Genomic DNA, 18,316 nt, shown 5'->3' on the forward strand with positions numbered 1-18,316 from the left:
TCCGTCCGCCGAGCACGAGGTTGCCGTCGTTCCGGGGTCCGTCCCGACGCCAACCTCGTGCTCGACCGAGGGCTGGACCGGGACCGGACGACGACGCCCCGGTCACCACGTGGTGACCGGGGCGTCGGTGGAGCGGGTGTCAGCCGAAGATGGCCGGCAGCGTGCCGCGGAAGGCCGCGTCCGCCTCGCTGAGCGGGACGGTGAACAGGCCCGCGACCTCGAGCGCCTCGCCCGACTCGGCGACGGCGCCGGGCTCGGTGCCCGTCTCGCCGATCTTCAGGACGGGGACGCCGCGCGCGACGCACGCGTCGACGAGCTTGGACTCCTCGCCGCGGGGCACCGCGACGAGCGCGCGGGCCGTCGACTCGGAGAACAGCGCCTCGAACGGCGTGACGCCGTCGCGCTCGGTCAGCGCGTCGAGCGACACGGTGGCCCCGACGCCGAAGCGCAGCGACGCCTCGAGGAGCCCCTGCGCGAGCCCGCCCTCGGAGAGGTCGTGCGCGGCCGACACGAGGTCGTCGCGGCTCGCGTTGACGAGCACGCCGGCGAGCGCCTTCTCGGCCGCGAGGTCGACCCGCGGGGGCACGCCGCCCAGGTGGCCGTGCTCGACGTCGGCCCACGCCGAGCCGTCGAGCTCCGCGCGCGTGGTGCCGAGGAGGTAGATGCTCTCCCCCGTCTCGCGCCAGCCCGACGGCGTGGCGTGGGCGACGTCGTCGAGCACGCCGAGCACGCCCACGACCGGGGTCGGGTGGATCGAGGAGTCGATCTGCCCCGGCTCGCCGGTCCCGTTGTAGAGCGACACGTTGCCGCCCGTCACGGGGACGCCGAGCTCGCGGCACGCGTCCGCGAGGCCCTCGATCGCCTCGACGAGCTGCCACATCGAGTCGGGGTCCTCGGGCGAGCCGAAGTTGAGGCAGTCGGTCACGGCGAGCGGGCGGGCGCCCGTCGTCGCGACGTTGCGGTACGCCTCGGCGAGCGCGAGGCGGGCGCCCGTGCGCGGGTCGAGCTTGCCGTAGCGGCCGTTCGCGTCCGTCGCGAGCGCGACGCCGAGGCCCGTGCTCTCGTCGACGCGGACCACGCCCGAGTCGTCGGGCTGCGCGAGCGCGGTGTTGCCCTGGACGAACCGGTCGTACTGGTTCGTCACCCACTCCTTGGACGCGAGGTTCGGCGACGCGAGGAGGCGCAGGGCCGTCGCGCGGAGCTCGTCGCCGGTCTCGGGGCGGGCGAGCGCGTCGGCGTCCACGGTGCGGGCGTTGAGCCCGTCCTGCCACGACGGGCGCGCGTACGGGCGGTGGTACACCGGGCCCTCGTGCGCGACGGTCCGCGGGTCGACGTCGACGATGCGCTCGCCGTGGTGGTCGATCGTCAGGCGCCCGGAGTCGTTGACCTCGCCGATGACGGCGGTCTCGACGTCCCACTTGGCGGTGATGGCGAGGAACTCGTCGAGCTTCTCCGGCGCGACGACCGCCATCATGCGCTCCTGCGACTCGGACATGAGGATCTCGCCCGCGTTGAGCGTGGGGTCGCGCAGCAGGACGTCGTCGAGCCACACGTGCATGCCGCCGTCGCCGTTCGAGGCGAGCTCCGACGTCGCGCACGAGATGCCGGCGGCACCGAGGTCCTGGATGCCCTCCACGACCTGCGCCGCGTAGAGCTCGAGGCAGCACTCGATGAGGACCTTCTCCATGAAGGGGTCGCCCACCTGGACGCTCGGACGCTTGGCTGGCACGCCGTCCTCGAACGTCTCCGAGGCGAGGATCGAGGCGCCGCCGATGCCGTCGCCGCCCGTGCGGGCGCCGAACAGCACGACCTTGTTGCCGACGCCCGAGGCGTTGGCGAGGTGGATGTCCTCGTGGCGCAGCACGCCGAGGCACAGCGCGTTGACGAGCGGGTTGCCCTGGTACGAGGAGTCGAAGACGAGCTCGCCGCCGATGTTCGGCAGGCCGAGGCTGTTGCCGTACCCGCCGACGCCGCTCACGACGCCGTGCACGACGCGCGCCGTGTCCGGGTGGTCGACGGCGCCGAAGCGGAGCTGGTCCATGACGGCGACGGGGCGCGCGCCCATGGAGATGATGTCGCGCACGATGCCGCCGACGCCCGTCGCGGCGCCCTGGTAGGGCTCGACGAACGACGGGTGGTTGTGCGACTCGACCTTGAACGTCACGGCCCAGCCGTCACCGATGTCGACGACGCCCGCGTTCTCGCCGATGCCGACGAGAAGGTGCTTCTTCATCTCGTCCGTGGTGGCGGCGCCGAACTTCGACAGGTGGACCTTGGACGACTTGTACGAGCAGTGCTCGGACCACATGACAGAGTACATCGCGAGCTCCGCGGCCGTGGGGCGGCGCCCCAGGATGTCGCGGATGCGCTGGTACTCGTCCGGCTTGAGGCCGAGCTCGGCGAACGGCTGGACCTCGTCGGGCGTGGCGGCGGCGTGCTCGACGGTGTCGAGCGTCGACGCGGCGGGACGAGCCTCGGAGCGTGCGGAAGCCTGGGGTGCGGGGGCGGTCATCGTTTCCCTCGGGTGGGCGCTGAGCGGGGAGCGCACGACGGCGCGCGGCCAGTCTACCGGCGCCCGCGGAGAGGCCGTCCGCGCGTCTCGCGTCGCGGGCGGCCGAGAAGTGAGACGAGCGTCTCGCCGTGCGGAAACCCGGTTTCCGGGTTCCGATGGAGGGGTGACCACCCTTCTCGAACCGACGTCCGGCACCGACCGCAGCAGGACCAGCGACCTCCTCGACCCGCACCTGGAGCGGCTCGGCCACGAGCTCACGCTCGTCGAGCGCCAGCTCAACGGCTACTCCCGGCGCACGGGCTCCTACGTGGGCCACGGGGCCGTCGAGACCGTCGAACCGGCGGAGGGCCGCTACCGGGACGAGCTCGAGGCCGAGCGCGAGCGCATCCTGTCGCGCCTCGAGATGCTCAGCGCCATGCGCGTCGCCGCGTCCTGCTGACCAGCCTCCCGGCCGCGACTCCGAGCGCGGCCACCGCGGTACGCGGGACGGCTCAGAGCGTCAGCCCCAGCACGACCCCCAGCACGCCCAGCGCGGGCGGGACGAGCTGGACGAGCGCCGCCCGCGCCTTCGACGGCGACGAGACGAGGAGCACGAGCCCCGCCGCGACCATGGACCCGGCCCCCGCGACCACGAGCGTCAGGCCGACGTCCTGCCGGTCCGCCGCGTACAGGACGATGCCGAGCACGACGAGCACCGCGAGGAACAGGTTGTAGAACCCCTGGTTGAAGGCCATCTCGCGCGTGGCCGCCGCCTCCTGCGGCGACGTGCCGAACGTGGCGCGCGTGCGGGCGCTCGTCCACGTGAGCGACTCCATGACGAAGATGTACACGTGGATCGCCGCGGCGACTCCCGCGAGCGCCAGCCCGAACCCGATCATCGACGGTCCCTCCCGGTCCGCGAGGCCGCACGGTGCGCGGACCCCGGCGTACCGACCGGGTGTCGCTGCCTCAGCGCTCCTCAGCGTTCCACAGGAGCGGCTCGGCCGCCGCGAGCGCCACGGCCAGCGCGCCGACCACGAGCCCGACGCGCGTGTGCGGGAGCCGCACGCCGCGGTCGCGCAGCCGCTCCCCGCGCCGGTAGACCCACTTCTCGCCCGCGACGACGAGGGTCGTCGCGAGCGCGAGCCCGGCCGCCGCGCCCGCGACGGCGACGCCCGCCGGCACCGGCGTGGTGTCGTCGTCGGTCGTCGCCCAGGTGTTGTCCTCCCGCGGGGCGCCGTCGGCGGTCGTGGTCCCGGGCGTCGCGCCGGTCTCGCCCACGTCCGCCTCGCGGGCGGCGTCGCGCAGGGAGCGCAGGCCCTCGCGCGCCTCGGTCCCCTCGGTCGTCGAGGTGAACGTCAGCACGACGGCGGCCGTCGCGACCGCAGTCTTGGCGAGCGCGCGCGCCCAGCGCGGGCGGACGGCGTCGGGCACGGCGTACCACGCCACGGTGGACAGCCCCGCGATCGCCACGGTGCGCGGGTCGGCGACCCGTCGGGTCGGCGCGTGCTCGGTCATCGTGCCCCTTCGTCGGCAGGTGTGCTCCGGGGGCCTAACGGCTCGCACCCGTGCCGGGTTCCTGCGGCGCGCAGGCGTTCGCGCAGGTAGCGCACCGCAGGGGCGTCGGTCATGGTCGCGCGCCACACGACCGTGACCGGGCGGGTCGGGACGGGCTCGTGCACGGGCACCGCGACGACGTCGGCCGGCAGCGGGCCGCGCCCGAGACGCGGCACGAGCGCGACGGCGAGGTCCTGGGCCACGACCTCGACCTGCGACGCGAACTCGAGGCACCGGAAGTCGATGCGCGGGACGCGCGGCTCGCGCGCGAACATGTGGCAGAACCACTCGTAGCAGATGGTGCCGTCGGGCGTGCAGACCCAGGTCTCGTCGAGCAGGTCCGACGGCGTGAGCGCGGCCCGCCCCGCGAGCGGGCTCGACGCGTGCACGAGCACGTCCGCCTCGTCGCGGAACAGCTCCTCGGCGCGCAGGCTCGGCGGGAGCGCGAGGCCGACGCCCTCCCAGTGGTGCACGAGCGCGAGGTCCAGGGTGCCCGCCGCGACGGCCGCGACGGCGTCCCACGGCTCGGTCTCCTCGACGACGAGGCGCAGGTCCGGCACGTCGTCGCGCACGCGCGCGAGGAGCGGGGCGACGACGCCGCGCACCGCCGTCGAGAACGACCCGAGGCGCACGGTCCCGGTGGGGCGCGCCCCGGCGTCGTGCAGGCGGGCCCGCAGCGACTCGACCTGCTCGCGCAGCGCGCGGCCCTCCTCGACGACACGGCGCCCCGCGGCCGTGAGGACGACGCCGCGCCCCTCGCGGTCGAGCAGGCGCGCGCCGAGGTCGCGCTCCAGGCGCTTCACCTGCTGCGAGACGGCGGACGGCGTGTACCCGAGGTCGCGCGCCGCGGCGTGCACGGTGCCGGTGCGCTCGACGGCGAGCAGGGCGTCCACGGCGGCGAGGTCGATCATGCGACCGATGCTATCCGGAAGCGGCGCTACCGGGAACCGTGCACGACTGTGCGCTGGACGTGCACGATGCCGCGGGCGCACGCTCGATGCCATGCCGCTGCGCCCGTCCCTCCTCGCCGTCCTCGTCGCCGTCGTCTGGGGCGTGAACTTCGTCGTCATCGACCTCGGGCTCGGCGACGTGCCGCCGACGCTGTTCGTCGCCCTGCGCTTCCTCGTCGTCCTGGTCCCGGCGGTGTTCCTCGTGCCGCGGCCCCGCGCGCGGTGGCGGGACGTGCTGCTCGTCGGCACGTTCATGAGCCTCGGCCAGTTCGGCCTGCTGTACACCGCGCTCGCGCTCGGCATGCCCGCCGGGCTCGCGTCGCTCGTGCTCCAGGCCCAGGTCGGGCTCACCGTGCTGTTCGCCGCCGCGGCGCTGCGCGAGGTCCCGACGCGCGCGCAGCTCGTGGGCGTGCTGGTCGGGGCGGCCGGGCTGGTCGTCGTCGGCGTGGGCCGCAGCGCCTCGACGCCGGCCCTCGCGTTCGTCGTGACGCTCGCCGCAGCGGCGTCGTGGGCGGTGGGGAACGTCGTCGCCCGACGCGCCGGCATCCGCCGCGACCTGGGCTCTCCCTCGCGTGACCAAGGCTCTACCCCGGGTGACCAGGGAGCTATCTCGCCGGACCGCGGCTCTACCTCGCGTAGGCAGGGATCTCCCTCGCGGCCCGGGCTGGAGGGGCTGTCGATGACGGTGTGGTCGGCGCTCGTGGTGCCGGTCCCCATGCTCGGGCTGTCGCTCGCGCTCGACGGGCCGGACGCCGTCGGGCACGCGCTCACCCACCTCACGCTCGCGCCGGTCCTGTCGACCCTCTACACCGCCTGGCTCGCGAGTCTCGTGGGCTACGGGACCTGGAACACGCTCCTCGCGCGGTACCCGGCGTCGGCGGTCGTGCCGTTCACGATGCTCGTGCCGCCGGTCGGGATGCTCGCCGCGTGGCTCGTGCTCGACGAGGTGCCGAACGCGGCCGAGGTGGTGGGCGGCGTCGTGCTGCTCCTCGGCGTCGCGACGACGACGGGCGTCCTCGGGCGGCGCTCGCCCGGCACGGCGGTCGCGCCCGACGCGGCGGCGTCCTTCGTCGCGACCGACCCGCCCTCCGCTCCCGGGCGCCCCGACGCGACCGCGACCGACGGTCCGACCGCGACACGCGCGCGTTCGCGCTGACAGGACGCCCGCGCGGGGGGTTCCATGGGAGTCCGGGACGTCCGAGACGCGAGGGAGCCTCTCATGAGCGAGACCGCGGGCCGCACGCAGGAACGGCAGCAACCGGAGCTCAAGCGCGTCATGGGGCCCAAGCTGCTCCTGCTGTTCATCGTCGGGGACATCCTGGGCACGGGCGTGTACGCGCTCACCGGCCAGGTCGCGGGCGAGGTCGGCGGGGCGGCGTGGCTGCCGTTCCTGCTCGCGTTCGTCGTCGCGACGATCACCGCGTTCTCCTACCTCGAGCTCGTCACGAAGTACCCGAGCGCCGCCGGCGCCGCGCTCTACACGCACAAGGCGTTCGGCATCCACCTGCTGACGTTCGTCGTCGCGTTCATGGTCATGAGCTCCGGGATCACGTCGGCCTCCACGGCGTCCAACGCGTTCGCGGGGTTCGTCTCCGACGGGTTCGGGCTCGAGCTGCCGACGGGCGGCGACGGGCGCCTGCTCATCGCCCTCGCCTTCATGGCCCTCGTCGCGCTCGTCAACCTGCGCGGGGTCGGGGAGAGCGTCAAGGCGAACGTCGTGCTGTCGCTCGTCGAGCTGTCCGGCCTCCTGCTCGTCATCTTCGTGGGGCTGTGGGCGACGACGCAGGGCCGCGCCGACTTCTCGCGCGTCGTCGTGTTCGAGAGCGCCGACGACAAGAGCGTGTTCCTCGCCGTCACCGCCGCGACGACGCTCGCGTTCTTCGCGATGGTCGGGTTCGAGGACTCCGTGAACATGGCCGAGGAGTGCAAGAACCCCGTGCGGGACTTCCCGCGCATGATGCTCACCGGGCTCTCGATCACGGGCGCGATCTACGTGCTCGTCGCGATCACGGCCGTCGCGCTCGTCCCCGTGGGCGACCTCACGGACGATGCCAAGGGCTCGGCGCTCACGCAGGTCGTCGCGGCGGGCGCGCCGAACCTGCCGTTCGACACGATCTTCCCGTTCATCGGGATGTTCGCCGTCGCGAACTCCGCGCTCATCAACATGCTCATGGCGTCCCGCCTGCTCTACGGCATGGCGAACCAGGGCGTGCTGCCGCGCGCGTTCGGCCAGGTGCACCCGTTCCGCCGCACGCCGTGGGTCGCGATCCTCGTGACGACGGCCATCGCGTTCGCGCTCATCGTGTACGTCGTGCGGCAGTCCGGGACCGCGGCGGGCACCAACGCGATCGCCCTCCTGGGCGGGACGACGTCGCTGCTCCTGCTCGTCGTCTTCACGATCGTCAACATCGCGCTCCTCGTGCTGCGCCGCGACCGCGTCGACCACGAGCACTTCCGCACCCGCACCTGGCTCGCGGTGCTCGGCGCCCTCACGTGCGCGTACCTCGCCGGGCCGTGGGCCCGCAGCGCCGAGCAGCAGGAGCAGTACGTCATCGCGGGCGCGCTCGTGGCCCTCGGGGTCGTGCTCTCGTTCGTCACGTGGCTCTACAACCGCTCGGTGCGCCACCGCCGGATCGCGTTCTCCGACGTGTCGCGCCTGGAGGACGACGTCGACGACGACAGCTCGGGGCGGTGACCGCCGTCGCGCATGATGGGTCCATGCAGATCCGCGTCGCCGCCTACGCCGTGGTCGTCCGCGAGGACGGCCGGATGCTCCTCCCCCACTGGAGCGAGGGGGACCGCGGCGGCTGGACGCTGCCCGGTGGCGGCATCGACCCGGGCGAGGACCCCGCCGCCGCGGCCGTCCGCGAGGTGCGCGAGGAGACCGGCTACGACGTCGAGCTCGACGGCCTGCTCGGCGTCGACAGCCTCGTGATCGACGCCGCCGACCGGATCCGGCCCGAGGACCGCGACCGGTCGCTGCACGCGATCCGCATCGTCTACCGGGCCCACGTGGTGGGCGGCGAGCTGCGCGTCGAGGAGGACGAGTCGACCGACGACGTCGGCTGGTTCACGCCCGACGAGGTCGACGCGCTGGACCGCGTCGGCCTCGTCGACGTGGCCCGCCGCTGGGCCGGCCTGCTCCCCGTGCCGTCGTGACCCGCCCGCGCCGGGTGGCCCGCGGGCGGCCCGGGACGACGGTGCTGGGCGCGCTCGCCGTCGCCGTCCTCCTCCCGGTCGCGCTCGCCGCGTGCACGCCCGGCACCCCGGCGCCGGACCCGGACGTGGTGACGTCCGCACCGGTGCAGGTCCCGTCGCCCGGCCCGGGCGCCACCACCGAGGACGACGGAGCCGCGGACGACCCGGACGGCGACCGGCACGGCGACACCGAGCCCGCGTCCGTGCGCGTTCCCGTGGGGACGGCGACGGTCGAGCTCGCCGTACTCCCGCCGACGTCGGGCGGGGCGACGCCTCCCCGCGTCACGGCCGACGCCGAGGGTGCGTCCGACGTCACGCTCGCCCTCGCGGGCGCCCCCGCCGTGGTCTCGGTGGAGGGCGGCTCGCTCGTGCGCCACGCGGACGGCACGCTCACCGTCCTGGACGACGGCGGCACGCCCGTCGGCGGGCTCGGCCCCCTGCGCGCCGTGGGCCGGCACGGCGCGGACGGCGCAAACAGCGCAAGCGAGGCGGAGAGCGGGACGGCGAGCGGGACGGTCGACGGCACGGACGCCGGCCCCACGGCGGGCACCCCCGCACCCGGGACCCCGCGCGTCCGGGTCGCGCTCGTCGACGCCCACCGCGCGGAGGTGACGCTCGTGGGGACGGCGGGGACGGCGGGGACGGCGACAGCGGGGAGTGCGGGGACGACGTCGGACGCGGACGACGCGGCGGGCGCTCCCGCCGGGGACGCGGACGGGGCCGCGACGCCGGACGACGCGGCGGCGTGGGACGTCGTCGTCCCCCTCGGTACGCGCGCGGTGCGGACCACCGACTGGGGCGAGCGCGAGGGCGGCCGGTCGCTCGCCGTCGACCCGACGGCGTGGGCCCGCGCCGCGGGGCAGGCGGGCCGGGAGCTCGTGTGGGCGCAGGTCGTCGCCGCCGAGCCGGAGGCCGACACCCCGACGATGCACGACCAGCTCGTGTGCCACGCCGTCGGCGCCCCGGACAAGGCGACGTGGAACCTCGAGCCCTGGCGGCCCGACGTCGGGCTGCTCGCCACGATGTCCGCGCGCTGCAACCCCGCCTGACCACCGCCGTCGACCCGACTGCGGCCCGTGCACCGGCTCGGCCGCCGAGCACGACGTCCCTCCCCGTCGAGCACGAGGTTCCTGTCGGCATCCGCCTCGGAACGACAGGAACCTCGTTCTCGGCGACCGAGACGGAGACGGAGACCGAGACGGCAACGGCCCGGGCGGCACGACGGCTGGTGGACGTCGTGCCGCCCGGGCCTGACCCTCGGCAGCGGTACCGCTCCGCCTGCGACGCCGAGGACGTTCCGGGGTGGCGCCGAGGACGGCGCCGGGGTGGTCAGCGGGCCTGCGGGCCGCCCTTCGCGGCCTTGCGCAGCGACTTCTCGCTCCGCGGCTCGTCGCCGCTCGCGCGCAGGCGCCGGTAGTAGTCGCGCGCCTCGTCCTGGCGCTCCTTCTCGATGCCCGTCGCGATCGTCGCGCGCAGGTGCTCGGGGCCGTAGCCCCAGGCGTCCACGAGGTCCTGCGCGTGCGGACGCAGCCGGTCGACGAGGCGGTCCAGGTAGCTCGTCACCGTGCGCGCGCGCTGCGTCGAGAGGCGCCCGTTGAGCAGGTACCAGGCGAGGTGCCGCTCGACGAGGCTCAGGCCGAACAGGTCGCGCACCGTGGTGAGGACCTCGCGCGTGCCCGCGTCCTCGATCGTGCCGAGCGCCTGCGTGAACGCCTCCCAGCGCAGCAGCTCCGCGTGGGCGCGGGCCGCCTCGACGAGCTCGACCTGGTGGGCGTTGAACAGGTTCGTCGCCGTCTCCGGGTCGGCCTTCTGCGCCGGGCGCAGCGCCTGCGCGACGTCCGCGACCATCGTCTCGACCCGGTCGGTGAGCAGCGCGCGCTGCGTCTCGGGGTCGCGCAGGTGGCCGGCCGCGCGGCGCGGGTCGCCGACGTCCGCGAGCGCCTGGGCGGCCCGCTTGAGCGGCGTGCGGTGCAGCGCCATGTCGCCCGCGCGCTCGACGACGACGCGCGCCATCTGGCCCGGGGTGATGCCCTTGAACTGCTTGCCGTAGTCGGCGAGCAGGCGCTTCGCGACGAGCTGGAGCAGCACGGTGTTGTCGCCCTCGAACGTCGCGTACACGTCGAGGTCGGCGCGCAGGCTCGTGATGCGGTTGGTCGTGAGGAACCCGGCCCCGCCGCACGCCTCGCGCGTCTCCTGGAGCACGTCGAGCGCGAACCGCGTGCTCGTCGCCTTGAGCGCGGCCGCCGTCGTCTCGAGGTCCTCGCGCTGCTCCGGGGTGTCCTCCTCGCCGGAGAACACCGAGTGGAACAGGTCGAGCAGGCGGTCGTGCGCGAAGTGCGCCGCGTACGTCTCCGCGATGGGGACGATGAGGCGACGCTTGTGCGTGCCGTAGTCGAGGAGCACGACCTCCTCCGTCGGCGTCGCGCCCGTGAACTGGCGGCGCTCGTTCGCGTACCGCACCGCGATCGCGAGGCCGAGCTTCGCCGCGGTCACCGCGGCGCCGTCGAGCGACACGCGACCCTGGACGAGCGAGCCGAGCATCGTGAAGAAGCGGCGTCCGGGGCTGTCGATGGGGCTGGAGTACGTGCCGTCGGCGTCCACCGAGCCGTAGCGGGCGAGCAGGTCGGTGCGCGGGACCCGCACGTGGTCGAAGTGCAGGCGCCCGTTGTCGATGCCGTTGAGCCCCCCCTTCTGGCCGTCGTCCTCGCCGCCCACCCCGGGCAGGAAGGGCAGCCGGCCGAGCTCGTCGCGCTCGCCCGCGGTGTCGCGGATCGGCACGTAGAACGCGTGCACGCCGTGGTTGACGTTCTTCGTGATCAGCTGCGCGAACACGACCGCGGCCACGCCGTGCACGCCCGCGTTCCCGAGGTAGTCCTTCCACGCCCCGCGGAACGGGGTGTGGATGACGAACTCCTCGGTCTCCGGGTCGTACGTCGCCGTGGTGGCGATGCTCGCGACGTCGGACCCGTGGCCGATCTCCGTCATCGCGAACGCGCCCGGCACCGAGAGGTCCATGGCGCCCGGCAGGAGGCGGTCCTGCTGCTCGGGCGTGCCCAGGTGCAGGATCGCCGAGCCGAACAGCCCCCACTGCACGCCCGCCTTGATCTGCAGCGACGGGTCGGCCGCGACGAGCTCCTCGAACCCGGCGAGGTTGCCGCCCGCGTCGTCCGCGCCGCCGAGGCGCTCCGGGTACCCGCGCCACACCTGGCCCTTGCCCACGAGCAGGTGCATCTGCTCCAGCACGCGCTCGCGGTGCTCCCGCAGGCTCAGGCCCTCGATGCGCTGGAACGCCTCCTCGCCCGCGGTCGCGCGCGCCGCCGCGCGCAGGTCGGCCCAGCGGCCGAGCAGGAGCTTCTCGAGGGCGGCGACGTCGACGCGGGCGTCGCCCTGCGACGTCGGGCCCGCGTCGCCGGCGCTCGTCGTGCGCGGTGCGAGCGCGGGACGGTCGGACGTGGCGGTCATGGCTTCTCCTTGGGGTCTGAGGCGGTCGCCGGGTGCGGAGGGCGGACGGCGTCCGGGCGGGTCGCGCCCGGGTTGTGGGAGAGGACGCCGACGGGGCCGGCCCACAGCCACGCGGCGACGCGCTCGGTGAGCTGCTCGCGGTCGGGGACGTCGGCGCGGTCGCGGTGGGCGAGCCACCACTCGCCGGCGCCCCGGACGAACCCGACGGCGCCCGCGGCCCACGCCGCGGCGTCGGCCGGGGAGACGTCGGTGACCCGGGCGAAGGGCTCGGCGACGAGCTCGATCACCGAGTCGAGGAAGGCGGCGAGCGGGGCGCGGTCGGCGCCGCCCGCGCCCTGGGTGAGGCCGCTCGCCGCGAGCTGGGCGGCGGGCTCCTCCGTCCCCGCGACGGCGCTCGTCCGGGTGACGAAGTAGTACACGTTGGGCGAGCTCTCGATCATCTCGAGGTACACGCCGACCATCGCGCGCAGCGCGCGCTTGGGCGTCTCGGCGGCCTCGGCCGCCTGGGTCAGGGCGTCGTGCATCTGTCCCACGACGGCGGAGCCCAGGGCGACCTGGAGCCCGGTCTTGTCGTCGAAGTAGCGGTAGATGATCGACTTCGACGTGCCCGACGCCGCCGCGATCTCGTCCATGGAGACCCCGGGGCCTCCCCGGTGCACCGCCTTGCTCGCCGCCCGGATGAGCTCCGCGCGGCGCGCCGCCCGGTGCTCGTCCCAGCGGGTCGACCGACCGTCGACCACGGCGGCCGGCTGCACCCGCCCTCGGGTGACCGGTCGCGCGTCGGCACCTGCGTTCACGTCGTCCTCCGTTGCGCCCGACCTCGATGTCGTCGGCACCCCGTCACGGGTGCCGTGCCGGGGCAGGGCACAGCCCTGTGACCCGACTCACGAAACCGAGAGTATCAGGTACTCTTGGTATTGGACACCAACCGGCCCTCTCCCCCGCCTCGCGCACGCCGTGCCGAGGCGCTCTCCCGGGCCGGCACCGAACGCAGCGCAGCGAGCACGGACAGGAAGTGAGGCACAGTGGCCACCAGCACCAGCCCCCGCCCGACCCCCGAGCAGTCCCCCCGGGAAGACGCCCCTGCGGGCGCTCCCCGCGACGCGTGGGTCGTGGGCGGGAACCGCATCCCGTTCGCCCGCGCCGGCAAGAAGTACGCGTCCGCGAGCAACCAGGAGATGTTCACCGCCGCGCTCGAGGGGCTCGTCGCGCGCTTCGGCCTCCAGGGCGAGCGGCTCGGGGAGGTCGTCGGCGGCGCCGTGCTCAAGCACTCCCGCGACTTCAACCTCGTGCGCGAGTCGGTGCTCGGGTCGTCGCTCTCCCCGCAGACCCCGGCCTACGACCTCCAGCAGGCGTGCGCGACCGGCCTGGAGGCGACCATCGCCGTCGCGAACAAGATCCGTCTCGGCCAGGTCGAGTCGGGCGTCGCGGGCGGCTCCGACACCGTGTCCGACGCCCCCATCGCCGTGAGCGAGGGCCTGCGTCGGGCGCTGCTCGAGGCGAGCCACGCCAAGACCTTCGGCCAGCGCGTCAAGGCGTTCGCGAAGGTCCGCCCCGCCGACCTCGCGCCGCTCACGCCCGCGACCGACGAGCCGCGCACCGGCCTGTCGATGGGCGAGCACCAGGCGATCACGACGGCCCGCTGGGACATCTCGCGCGAGGCGCAGGACGAGCTCGCGCTCGCGAGCCACGAGCACCTCGCGGCCGCGTGGGACGCCGGGTTCTTCGACGACCTCGTCACCCCGTTCCGCGGGCTCGTGCGCGACGACAACCTGCGCGCCGACTCGTCGCTCGAGAAGCTCGCCGCGCTCAAGCCGGTGTACGGCAAGCGTCTGGAAGGCGTCCCCCCGACCATGACGGCGGGCAACTCGACCCCGCTCACCGACGGCGCGTCGACCGTCCTCCTCGCCTCGGCCGAGTGGGCGCGCGAGCGCGACCTGCCGCTCCTCGCGCGCGTCGTCGACGCGGAGACCGCCGCCGTCGACTTCGTGCACGGCCACGAGGGCCTGCTCATGGCCCCCGCGCACGCGGTCCCCCGCCTGCTCGCCCGCAACGGGCTCACGCTCGGCGACTTCGACCTCTACGAGATCCACGAGGCGTTCGCGTCGACCGTGCTCACGACGCTCAAGGCCTGGGAGGACGACGAGTACTGCCGCACCGAGCTCGGGCTCGACGGCGCGCTCGGCTCGATCGACCGCTCGCGGCTCAACGTCAACGGCTCCTCGCTCGCCGCGGGCCACCCGTTCGCCGCGACCGGCGGGCGCATCGTCGCGACGGCGGCCAAGCTCCTCGCGCAGCGCACCGCCGAGACCGGGGCGCCCGCGCGTGCGCTGATCTCCGTGTGCGCCGCGGGCGGCCTCGGCGTCGCCGCGATCCTCGAGTCCGTCCCCGCGACCGACGCCGCCTGACGCCCCGACGACCGAGAGGAACCCCCGTGACCGACTCCTACGTCCAGGCCGTCAACTCCGGCTTCACGAAGACGCTCGCCAAGAAGCTCGGCCTCCCCCGCCCCGCGGTCCTGCGCCGCTTCCGCGCGGGCGACCCGCTCACCGTCGGGCCCGTGCTCGTGCTCGGCGGCACGCCGGGCGTGCGCGACGACGCCGACCTCGTCGCCGAGGCCCTGCTCGGCTGGGACCTCGACGTCCGCCAGACCCCGGACGACACGACCCGCTGGGGCGCGGTCGTCGTCGTGCTCAGCGGGATCGAGCGGCCGCAGGACGCGTCCGCGCCCGTCATGGCGCTCTCGGCGACGCTCCGCCGCCTCGCGCCCAACGGTCGCGTCGTGACGATCTCCCGCGCCCCCGCCGACACCGACTCGCCCGAGCTCGCCGCCGCCCGCGAGGGCGTCGACGGGTTCCTGCGGTCCGTCGCCAAGGAGCTGCGCTACGGCGCGACCGCCAACGGCATCCAGGTGACCGACGACGCCCCTGTCGACAGCCCGAGCGTCCTCGCGACCCTCCGCTTCTTCCTCTCGGCGAAGTCCGCGTTCGTCGACGGCCAGCTCCTCCGGGTGGGTCCGAGCGCGACCGACGGCGCCGCCAGCACATCCGCCGACCTCGACCAGCCGCTCGCCGGCAAGGTCGCGGTCGTCACGGGCGCGGCCCGCGGCATCGGGGCGCAGGTCGCCCGGACGCTCGCGCGCGACGGCGCGAAGGTCGTCGTGGTCGACGTGCCCGCGGCGGGCGAGGCGCTCGCCCGCGTCGCGAACGAGATCAAGGGCACGGCGCTGCAGCTCGACGTGACCGCCGACGACGCGGGCGCCCGGATCCTCGAGCACGCCCGCGCACGGCACGGCGGGCTCGACGTCCTCGTGCACAACGCTGGCATCCTCCGCGACAAGCTGCTCGCCAACATGTCGCCCGACAAGTGGGACGCGGTGGTCGCGGTGAACCTCGCCGCGCAGCTGCGGATCACGGAGTACCTGCTCGGCGCGAACGGGTTCTCCTCCGCGCCGCGCGTCGTGTCGCTCGCCTCGACGAGCGGGATCGCGGGCAACCGCGGCCAGGCGAACTACGCGTTCTCCAAGGCGGGCGTCATCGGGCACACGCGCGCGTTCGCCCGCCTGCTCGCGGCGCCCGGGGGCCCGGGCGGGACGGCGAACGCCGTCGCGCCGGGCTTCATCGAGACGGACATGACGGCGTCGATCCCGTTCGTGCAGCGTGAGGTCGCGCGCCGCGTCGCGTCGCTCCAGCAGGGCGGCCAGCCCGTGGACGTCGCCGAGGCGATCGCGTTCCTCGCGTCGCCCGCGGCCGGTGGCGTCAACGGGCAGGTGCTGCGCGTGTGCGGGCAGAACGTGGTGGGCCGGTGACGGCGCCCGCGGGCGCCCCGGCGCGCGTCGAGACGCTGCCTGCCGTCCCGGGTCTGGGCGGCCTGTACGTTCGCGGGCTCGCGGCGTCGGGCCGGATCGCGGCGGCGCACCGGCTCCCCGTCCGGGGCGGCCCGACGGAGCTCACCCTCCCGGACGTCATGTACCGGGTCGCGGCCGTCCCGACGGGCGACGACGCGGCACCGGGCCACGTGGGCAGCGCCGCGCACCTCGCGCGGTACGCGCGGCTCGTGGGCGAGGCGCCGTCGGACGTGCTGCCCGCCGGGTACCTGCACGTGCTGGGGTTCCCGCTCGCGACGGCCGTCATGGTGCGGGCCGACTTCCCGCTCCCGCTGCTCGGCATGGTGCACCTCGCGAACTCGGTGTCCGTGCTGCGCCCGGTGCGGCTCGGGGACGCGCTCGAGGTCCGCGCGTGGGCGCAGGACCTGCGCCCGCACCGCCGCGGTGTCCAGGTGGACCTCGTCACGGAGGTCTCGGTGCTGCGCACGGACGACGAGCGCGCCGCGGGCAGCGGGCTGGCCGCGACGACGCTCGCCTACCGGGGCGTCTCGACGTACCTCGCGAAGGGCGCGTCCCTCCCGGGCGGCCCCGCCCCGGCCGACACCGAGGGACCGGCCGCGTTCGTCCCGCCCCTGCCCACCGCGCGGTGGGCGCTCGGGGCGGGGACCGGCCGCGCGTACGCGGCGGTGTCCGGCGACCGCAACCCGATCCACACCTCGGCGCTGGGCGCCAAGGCGTTCGGGTTCCCGCGGGCCATCGCGCACGGCATGTACACCGCGGCGCGGGCGCTCGCCGAGGCCGGCCCCGGTCGCGGCGACGCCTACGACTGGACCGTCACGTTCGCCAAGCCGGTGCTGCTGCCCGGCACGGTCGACGTCGCGCTGCGCCCGGCGGGCGACGTGCCCGCCGAGGTGCGGGACGCCGTCGGGCAGGTCGCGGCGGCCGTGCCCGACGGCGCGGGCGCCCCGGGCACGGGCGTCACCTACCAGGCGTGGGGCGGCAAGGGCCGCCTCCACCTCGCGGGCCGCGTCACCCCGCGTCGCTGACCCTCGCCGCCGAGCACGGGGTTCTTGTCGTTCTCGAGCGCATGACGACACCTACCCGTGCTCGACGCGCCGCAGGCCCGTGCTCGGCATGCCGGTCCGTCAGGGCAGGCGGGCGAGCACGCCGTCGCGGACGGTCGGCCACTCGTCGCGGAGGACCGAGAAGTAGGCGGTGTCCTGGCGGGAGCCGTCGGGCGCCACGCGGTGGCTGCGCAGGACGCCCTCCGGCACCGCGCCCAGGCGCCGGATCGCCCCGATGGACCGGCTGTTGCGGGCGTCGGCGCGGAGCGCGACGCGCGCGACCCCGAGGTCCTCGAACGCGTGCCGCAGCAGGAGGTACTTGCACGCCGGGTTCGTCGTCCCGCCCCACCACTCGCGCGCGTAGAACGTGGACCCGAGCTCGACCCGGCCCTGGGACGGGACCCACTCGTAGAGCGACGTCGAGCCACGGACCACGGCGTCGGCGGTCGCGCCGTCCGCACCGGGAGCGCCCACGACCGCGAACGCGAGCCGGCCCGGCGCGGCGACCGCGTCGCGCACGTAGCCCTCCATCGCCTCCGTGCCGCGCGGGACGGCGCTGGACATGCCCGCCCAGATGCCGTCGTCGACGAGGGCGCCGAGCGCCGGCGCGTGGGTCGCGGCGAGCGGTTCGAGGCGGACGCCGAAGCCTTCGAGGACCGTGTCGTGCTGCACCCGCACATCCCACCACACCCCGGTGGCTCGACCGCGTGCGAAGCCGGCCGACCGTGGTTACGGTCGAGAGGTACCGACGAGAGGAGCACCCATGGGACTCGGAGACAAGGCCAAGCACGCCGCCGAAGAGGCGGGTGGCAAGCTCAAGGAAGGCGCGGGCAAGCTCACGGACAACGAGCGGCTCGAGGCCGAGGGCCAGGCTGACCAGGCCAAGGCCAACGTCAAGCAGGCGGGCGACGACGTCAAGGACGCGTTCGACCGCTGACGTGCTCCACCGTTCTGCTCACGAGGGCTCCGCTCCGGTGGGGCCCTCGTGGCGTCTCGGGACCGTTCGCCCGGGGCGCGACGACCGGGACGCCACGACCAGGATGCGACGACCAGGACGCGACGACCGGGAGCCGCGGCGGTCAGGACGCGGCGAGCGGTCGGACGTCGGCCGACGGCGCCGGGGCGAGCACCGGGACGACGCGCGGGGCGGTGATCCGCGCGAGGAGGCCCACCTCGACCCCGGGCCACTCGGGCGCGAGGATCGAGAACAGCACGGAGTCGGCGCGCGTCCCGTCGGGCGCGGTGCGGTGGCCGCGCATGACGCCCTCCTCGTGGGCGCCGAGACGGCGCATGGCCCCGAGCGAGCGCTCGTTGCGCGTGTCGACGCGGAAGCCGACCCGGTGCACGTCCCACGTCTCGAACGCGTGACGCAGCAGGAGCCACTTCGTCACGGGGTTGACGAGGCTCCCCCACGTGGAGCGCGCGTAGAACGTGCGGCCCACCTCGACGCGGCGGTCGACGAGCGACAGGTCGCGGAACGCGGTGCTGCCGAGCACGGCGCCGGGCGCACCGTCGGGGTCGACGGCGCGCACGACGAAGCCGGTGAGGTCCGGGGCCGCGCGGGTCGCGGCCACGAGATCGGCCATCCCCGCGACCCCGTAGGGCAGGGGGATGCTCATCCCTGACCACATCGCCTCGTCGACGAGGCCGGCCAGCGTCTCAGCGTGCTCCAGGGCCAGCGGTTCCAGCCGGAAACCGTGCCCCGAGAGGACGACGTCGTGCAGCACAGCGCATATCAGAGCACACGCGGAACACCGCGCCAAGAGGG

17 protein-coding genes are annotated in these 18,316 nt (G+C 75.0%); 9 read left to right on the forward strand and 8 right to left on the reverse strand.

Annotation, left to right across the window (positions count from 1 at the left end; translation table 11 throughout):
- Positions 1 to 139 precede the first annotated feature (139 nt).
- The gene (gene purL / locus MT994_RS07580; protein ID WP_354805766.1) at positions 140 to 2,512 is read right to left on the reverse strand and encodes a phosphoribosylformylglycinamidine synthase subunit PurL; all 2,373 of its coding nucleotides are present in this window, start codon (positions 2,510 to 2,512) and stop codon (positions 140 to 142) included.
- A gap of 163 nt (positions 2,513 to 2,675) precedes the next feature.
- Between purL and MT994_RS07585 the strand changes: the two genes are divergently transcribed.
- Positions 2,676 to 2,951 carry a hypothetical protein gene (locus MT994_RS07585; RefSeq protein ID WP_021482313.1) on the forward strand — a complete coding sequence of 92 codons (276 nt, stop codon included), beginning with the start codon at positions 2,676 to 2,678 and terminating at the stop codon, positions 2,949 to 2,951.
- A gap of 52 nt (positions 2,952 to 3,003) precedes the next feature.
- Here the strand turns inward: MT994_RS07585 and MT994_RS07590 are convergent, their stop codons facing one another.
- The 3 genes from MT994_RS07590 to MT994_RS07600 all read right to left on the reverse strand — a co-directional run bounded on the left by MT994_RS07590 (position 3,004) and on the right by MT994_RS07600 (position 4,959).
- Entirely contained in the window at positions 3,004 to 3,390 is a 387-nt protein-coding gene (locus MT994_RS07590) for a DUF1304 domain-containing protein (RefSeq protein WP_354805768.1), read from the reverse strand.
- A 70-nt stretch (positions 3,391 to 3,460) separates the two neighbouring features.
- A complete protein-coding gene (locus MT994_RS07595; RefSeq protein ID WP_354805770.1) occupies positions 3,461 to 4,009 on the reverse strand; it encodes a hypothetical protein in 549 nt (182 codons plus the stop codon).
- Positions 4,006 to 4,959, reverse strand: a complete 954-nt coding sequence (locus MT994_RS07600) for a LysR family transcriptional regulator (protein ID WP_354805771.1) — start codon at positions 4,957 to 4,959, stop codon at positions 4,006 to 4,008. The genes MT994_RS07595 and MT994_RS07600 overlap by 4 nt, the downstream gene beginning before the upstream one ends.
- A 91-nt stretch (positions 4,960 to 5,050) precedes the next feature.
- Between MT994_RS07600 and MT994_RS07605 the strand changes: the two genes are divergently transcribed.
- From MT994_RS07605 to MT994_RS07620, 4 genes are all read left to right on the forward strand, one after another.
- Complete coding sequence (locus MT994_RS07605; RefSeq protein ID WP_354805772.1) at positions 5,051 to 6,154, forward strand: EamA family transporter; 1,104 nt, start codon at positions 5,051 to 5,053, stop codon at positions 6,152 to 6,154.
- A gap of 63 nt (positions 6,155 to 6,217) precedes the next feature.
- The gene (locus tag MT994_RS07610; RefSeq protein ID WP_354805773.1) at positions 6,218 to 7,693 is read left to right on the forward strand and encodes an APC family permease; all 1,476 of its coding nucleotides are present in this window, start codon (positions 6,218 to 6,220) and stop codon (positions 7,691 to 7,693) included.
- A 23-nt stretch (positions 7,694 to 7,716) separates the two neighbouring features.
- Entirely contained in the window at positions 7,717 to 8,157 is a 441-nt protein-coding gene (locus tag MT994_RS07615; protein ID WP_061267120.1) for an NUDIX hydrolase, read from the forward strand.
- Complete coding sequence (locus MT994_RS07620; protein ID WP_354805774.1) at positions 8,154 to 9,245, forward strand: DUF2599 domain-containing protein; 1,092 nt, start codon at positions 8,154 to 8,156, stop codon at positions 9,243 to 9,245. The genes MT994_RS07615 and MT994_RS07620 overlap by 4 nt, the downstream gene beginning before the upstream one ends.
- 280 nt (positions 9,246 to 9,525) lie before the next feature.
- Here MT994_RS07620 and MT994_RS07625 read toward each other — a convergent pair whose 3' ends face one another.
- Complete coding sequence (locus MT994_RS07625; RefSeq protein ID WP_354805775.1) at positions 9,526 to 11,658, reverse strand: acyl-CoA dehydrogenase; 2,133 nt, start codon at positions 11,656 to 11,658, stop codon at positions 9,526 to 9,528.
- Positions 11,655 to 12,398: a TetR/AcrR family transcriptional regulator gene (locus MT994_RS07630; RefSeq protein WP_354805777.1), complete on the reverse strand. Its 744-nt coding sequence runs from the start codon at positions 12,396 to 12,398 to the stop codon at positions 11,655 to 11,657. The genes MT994_RS07625 and MT994_RS07630 overlap by 4 nt, the downstream gene beginning before the upstream one ends.
- Positions 12,399 to 12,683: 285 nt before the next feature.
- Here MT994_RS07630 and MT994_RS07635 point away from each other — a divergent pair, with 285 nt between their 5' ends.
- Genes MT994_RS07635 through MT994_RS07645 form a run of 3 tightly spaced genes read left to right on the forward strand, consistent with a single transcriptional unit; the run spans position 12,684 to position 16,530 of the window.
- The gene (locus tag MT994_RS07635) at positions 12,684 to 14,066 is read left to right on the forward strand and encodes an acetyl-CoA C-acetyltransferase (RefSeq protein ID WP_354805778.1); all 1,383 of its coding nucleotides are present in this window, start codon (positions 12,684 to 12,686) and stop codon (positions 14,064 to 14,066) included.
- Between the two features lie 26 nt (positions 14,067 to 14,092).
- A complete protein-coding gene (locus tag MT994_RS07640) occupies positions 14,093 to 15,466 on the forward strand; it encodes a 3-oxoacyl-ACP reductase (RefSeq protein WP_354805780.1) in 1,374 nt (457 codons plus the stop codon).
- Positions 15,463 to 16,530 carry a MaoC/PaaZ C-terminal domain-containing protein gene (locus tag MT994_RS07645; protein WP_354805782.1) on the forward strand — a complete coding sequence of 356 codons (1,068 nt, stop codon included), beginning with the start codon at positions 15,463 to 15,465 and terminating at the stop codon, positions 16,528 to 16,530. Before MT994_RS07640 ends, MT994_RS07645 begins: the two co-directional genes overlap by 4 nt.
- A gap of 99 nt (positions 16,531 to 16,629) precedes the next feature.
- Here MT994_RS07645 and MT994_RS07650 read toward each other — a convergent pair whose 3' ends face one another.
- Complete coding sequence (locus MT994_RS07650; protein WP_354805784.1) at positions 16,630 to 17,220, reverse strand: GNAT family protein; 591 nt, start codon at positions 17,218 to 17,220, stop codon at positions 16,630 to 16,632.
- A gap of 91 nt (positions 17,221 to 17,311) precedes the next feature.
- Here MT994_RS07650 and MT994_RS07655 point away from each other — a divergent pair, with 91 nt between their 5' ends.
- Complete coding sequence (locus MT994_RS07655) at positions 17,312 to 17,485, forward strand: CsbD family protein (protein WP_009866995.1); 174 nt, start codon at positions 17,312 to 17,314, stop codon at positions 17,483 to 17,485.
- A gap of 142 nt (positions 17,486 to 17,627) precedes the next feature.
- Here the strand turns inward: MT994_RS07655 and MT994_RS07660 are convergent, their stop codons facing one another.
- Entirely contained in the window at positions 17,628 to 18,275 is a 648-nt protein-coding gene (locus MT994_RS07660) for a GNAT family protein (RefSeq protein WP_076403620.1), read from the reverse strand.
- Between the last annotated feature and the right edge of the window lie 41 nt (positions 18,276 to 18,316).

The sequence above is a fragment of the Cellulosimicrobium sp. MI9406 genome (genome assembly GCF_040595865.1).
GTDB lineage: Bacteria > Actinomycetota > Actinomycetes > Actinomycetales > Cellulomonadaceae > Cellulosimicrobium > Cellulosimicrobium funkei.

Excerpts from the sequence above, each read along its gene's own strand:
- purL (WP_354805766.1), bottom strand. The coding sequence starts at position 2,512 with ATGACCGCCCCCGCACCCCAGGCTTCCGCACGCTCCGAGGCTCGTCCC.
- MT994_RS07590 (WP_354805768.1), bottom strand. The coding sequence starts at position 3,390 with ATGATCGGGTTCGGGCTGGCGCTCGCGGGAGTCGCCGCGGCGATCCAC.
- MT994_RS07595 (WP_354805770.1), bottom strand. The coding sequence starts at position 4,009 with ATGACCGAGCACGCGCCGACCCGACGGGTCGCCGACCCGCGCACCGTG.
- MT994_RS07600 (WP_354805771.1), bottom strand. The coding sequence starts at position 4,959 with ATGATCGACCTCGCCGCCGTGGACGCCCTGCTCGCCGTCGAGCGCACC.
- MT994_RS07605 (WP_354805772.1), top strand. The coding sequence starts at position 5,051 with ATGCCGCTGCGCCCGTCCCTCCTCGCCGTCCTCGTCGCCGTCGTCTGG.
- MT994_RS07610 (WP_354805773.1), top strand. The coding sequence starts at position 6,218 with ATGAGCGAGACCGCGGGCCGCACGCAGGAACGGCAGCAACCGGAGCTC.
- MT994_RS07615 (WP_061267120.1), top strand. The coding sequence starts at position 7,717 with ATGCAGATCCGCGTCGCCGCCTACGCCGTGGTCGTCCGCGAGGACGGC.
- MT994_RS07625 (WP_354805775.1), bottom strand. The coding sequence starts at position 11,658 with ATGACCGCCACGTCCGACCGTCCCGCGCTCGCACCGCGCACGACGAGC.
- MT994_RS07655 (WP_009866995.1), top strand. The coding sequence starts at position 17,312 with ATGGGACTCGGAGACAAGGCCAAGCACGCCGCCGAAGAGGCGGGTGGC.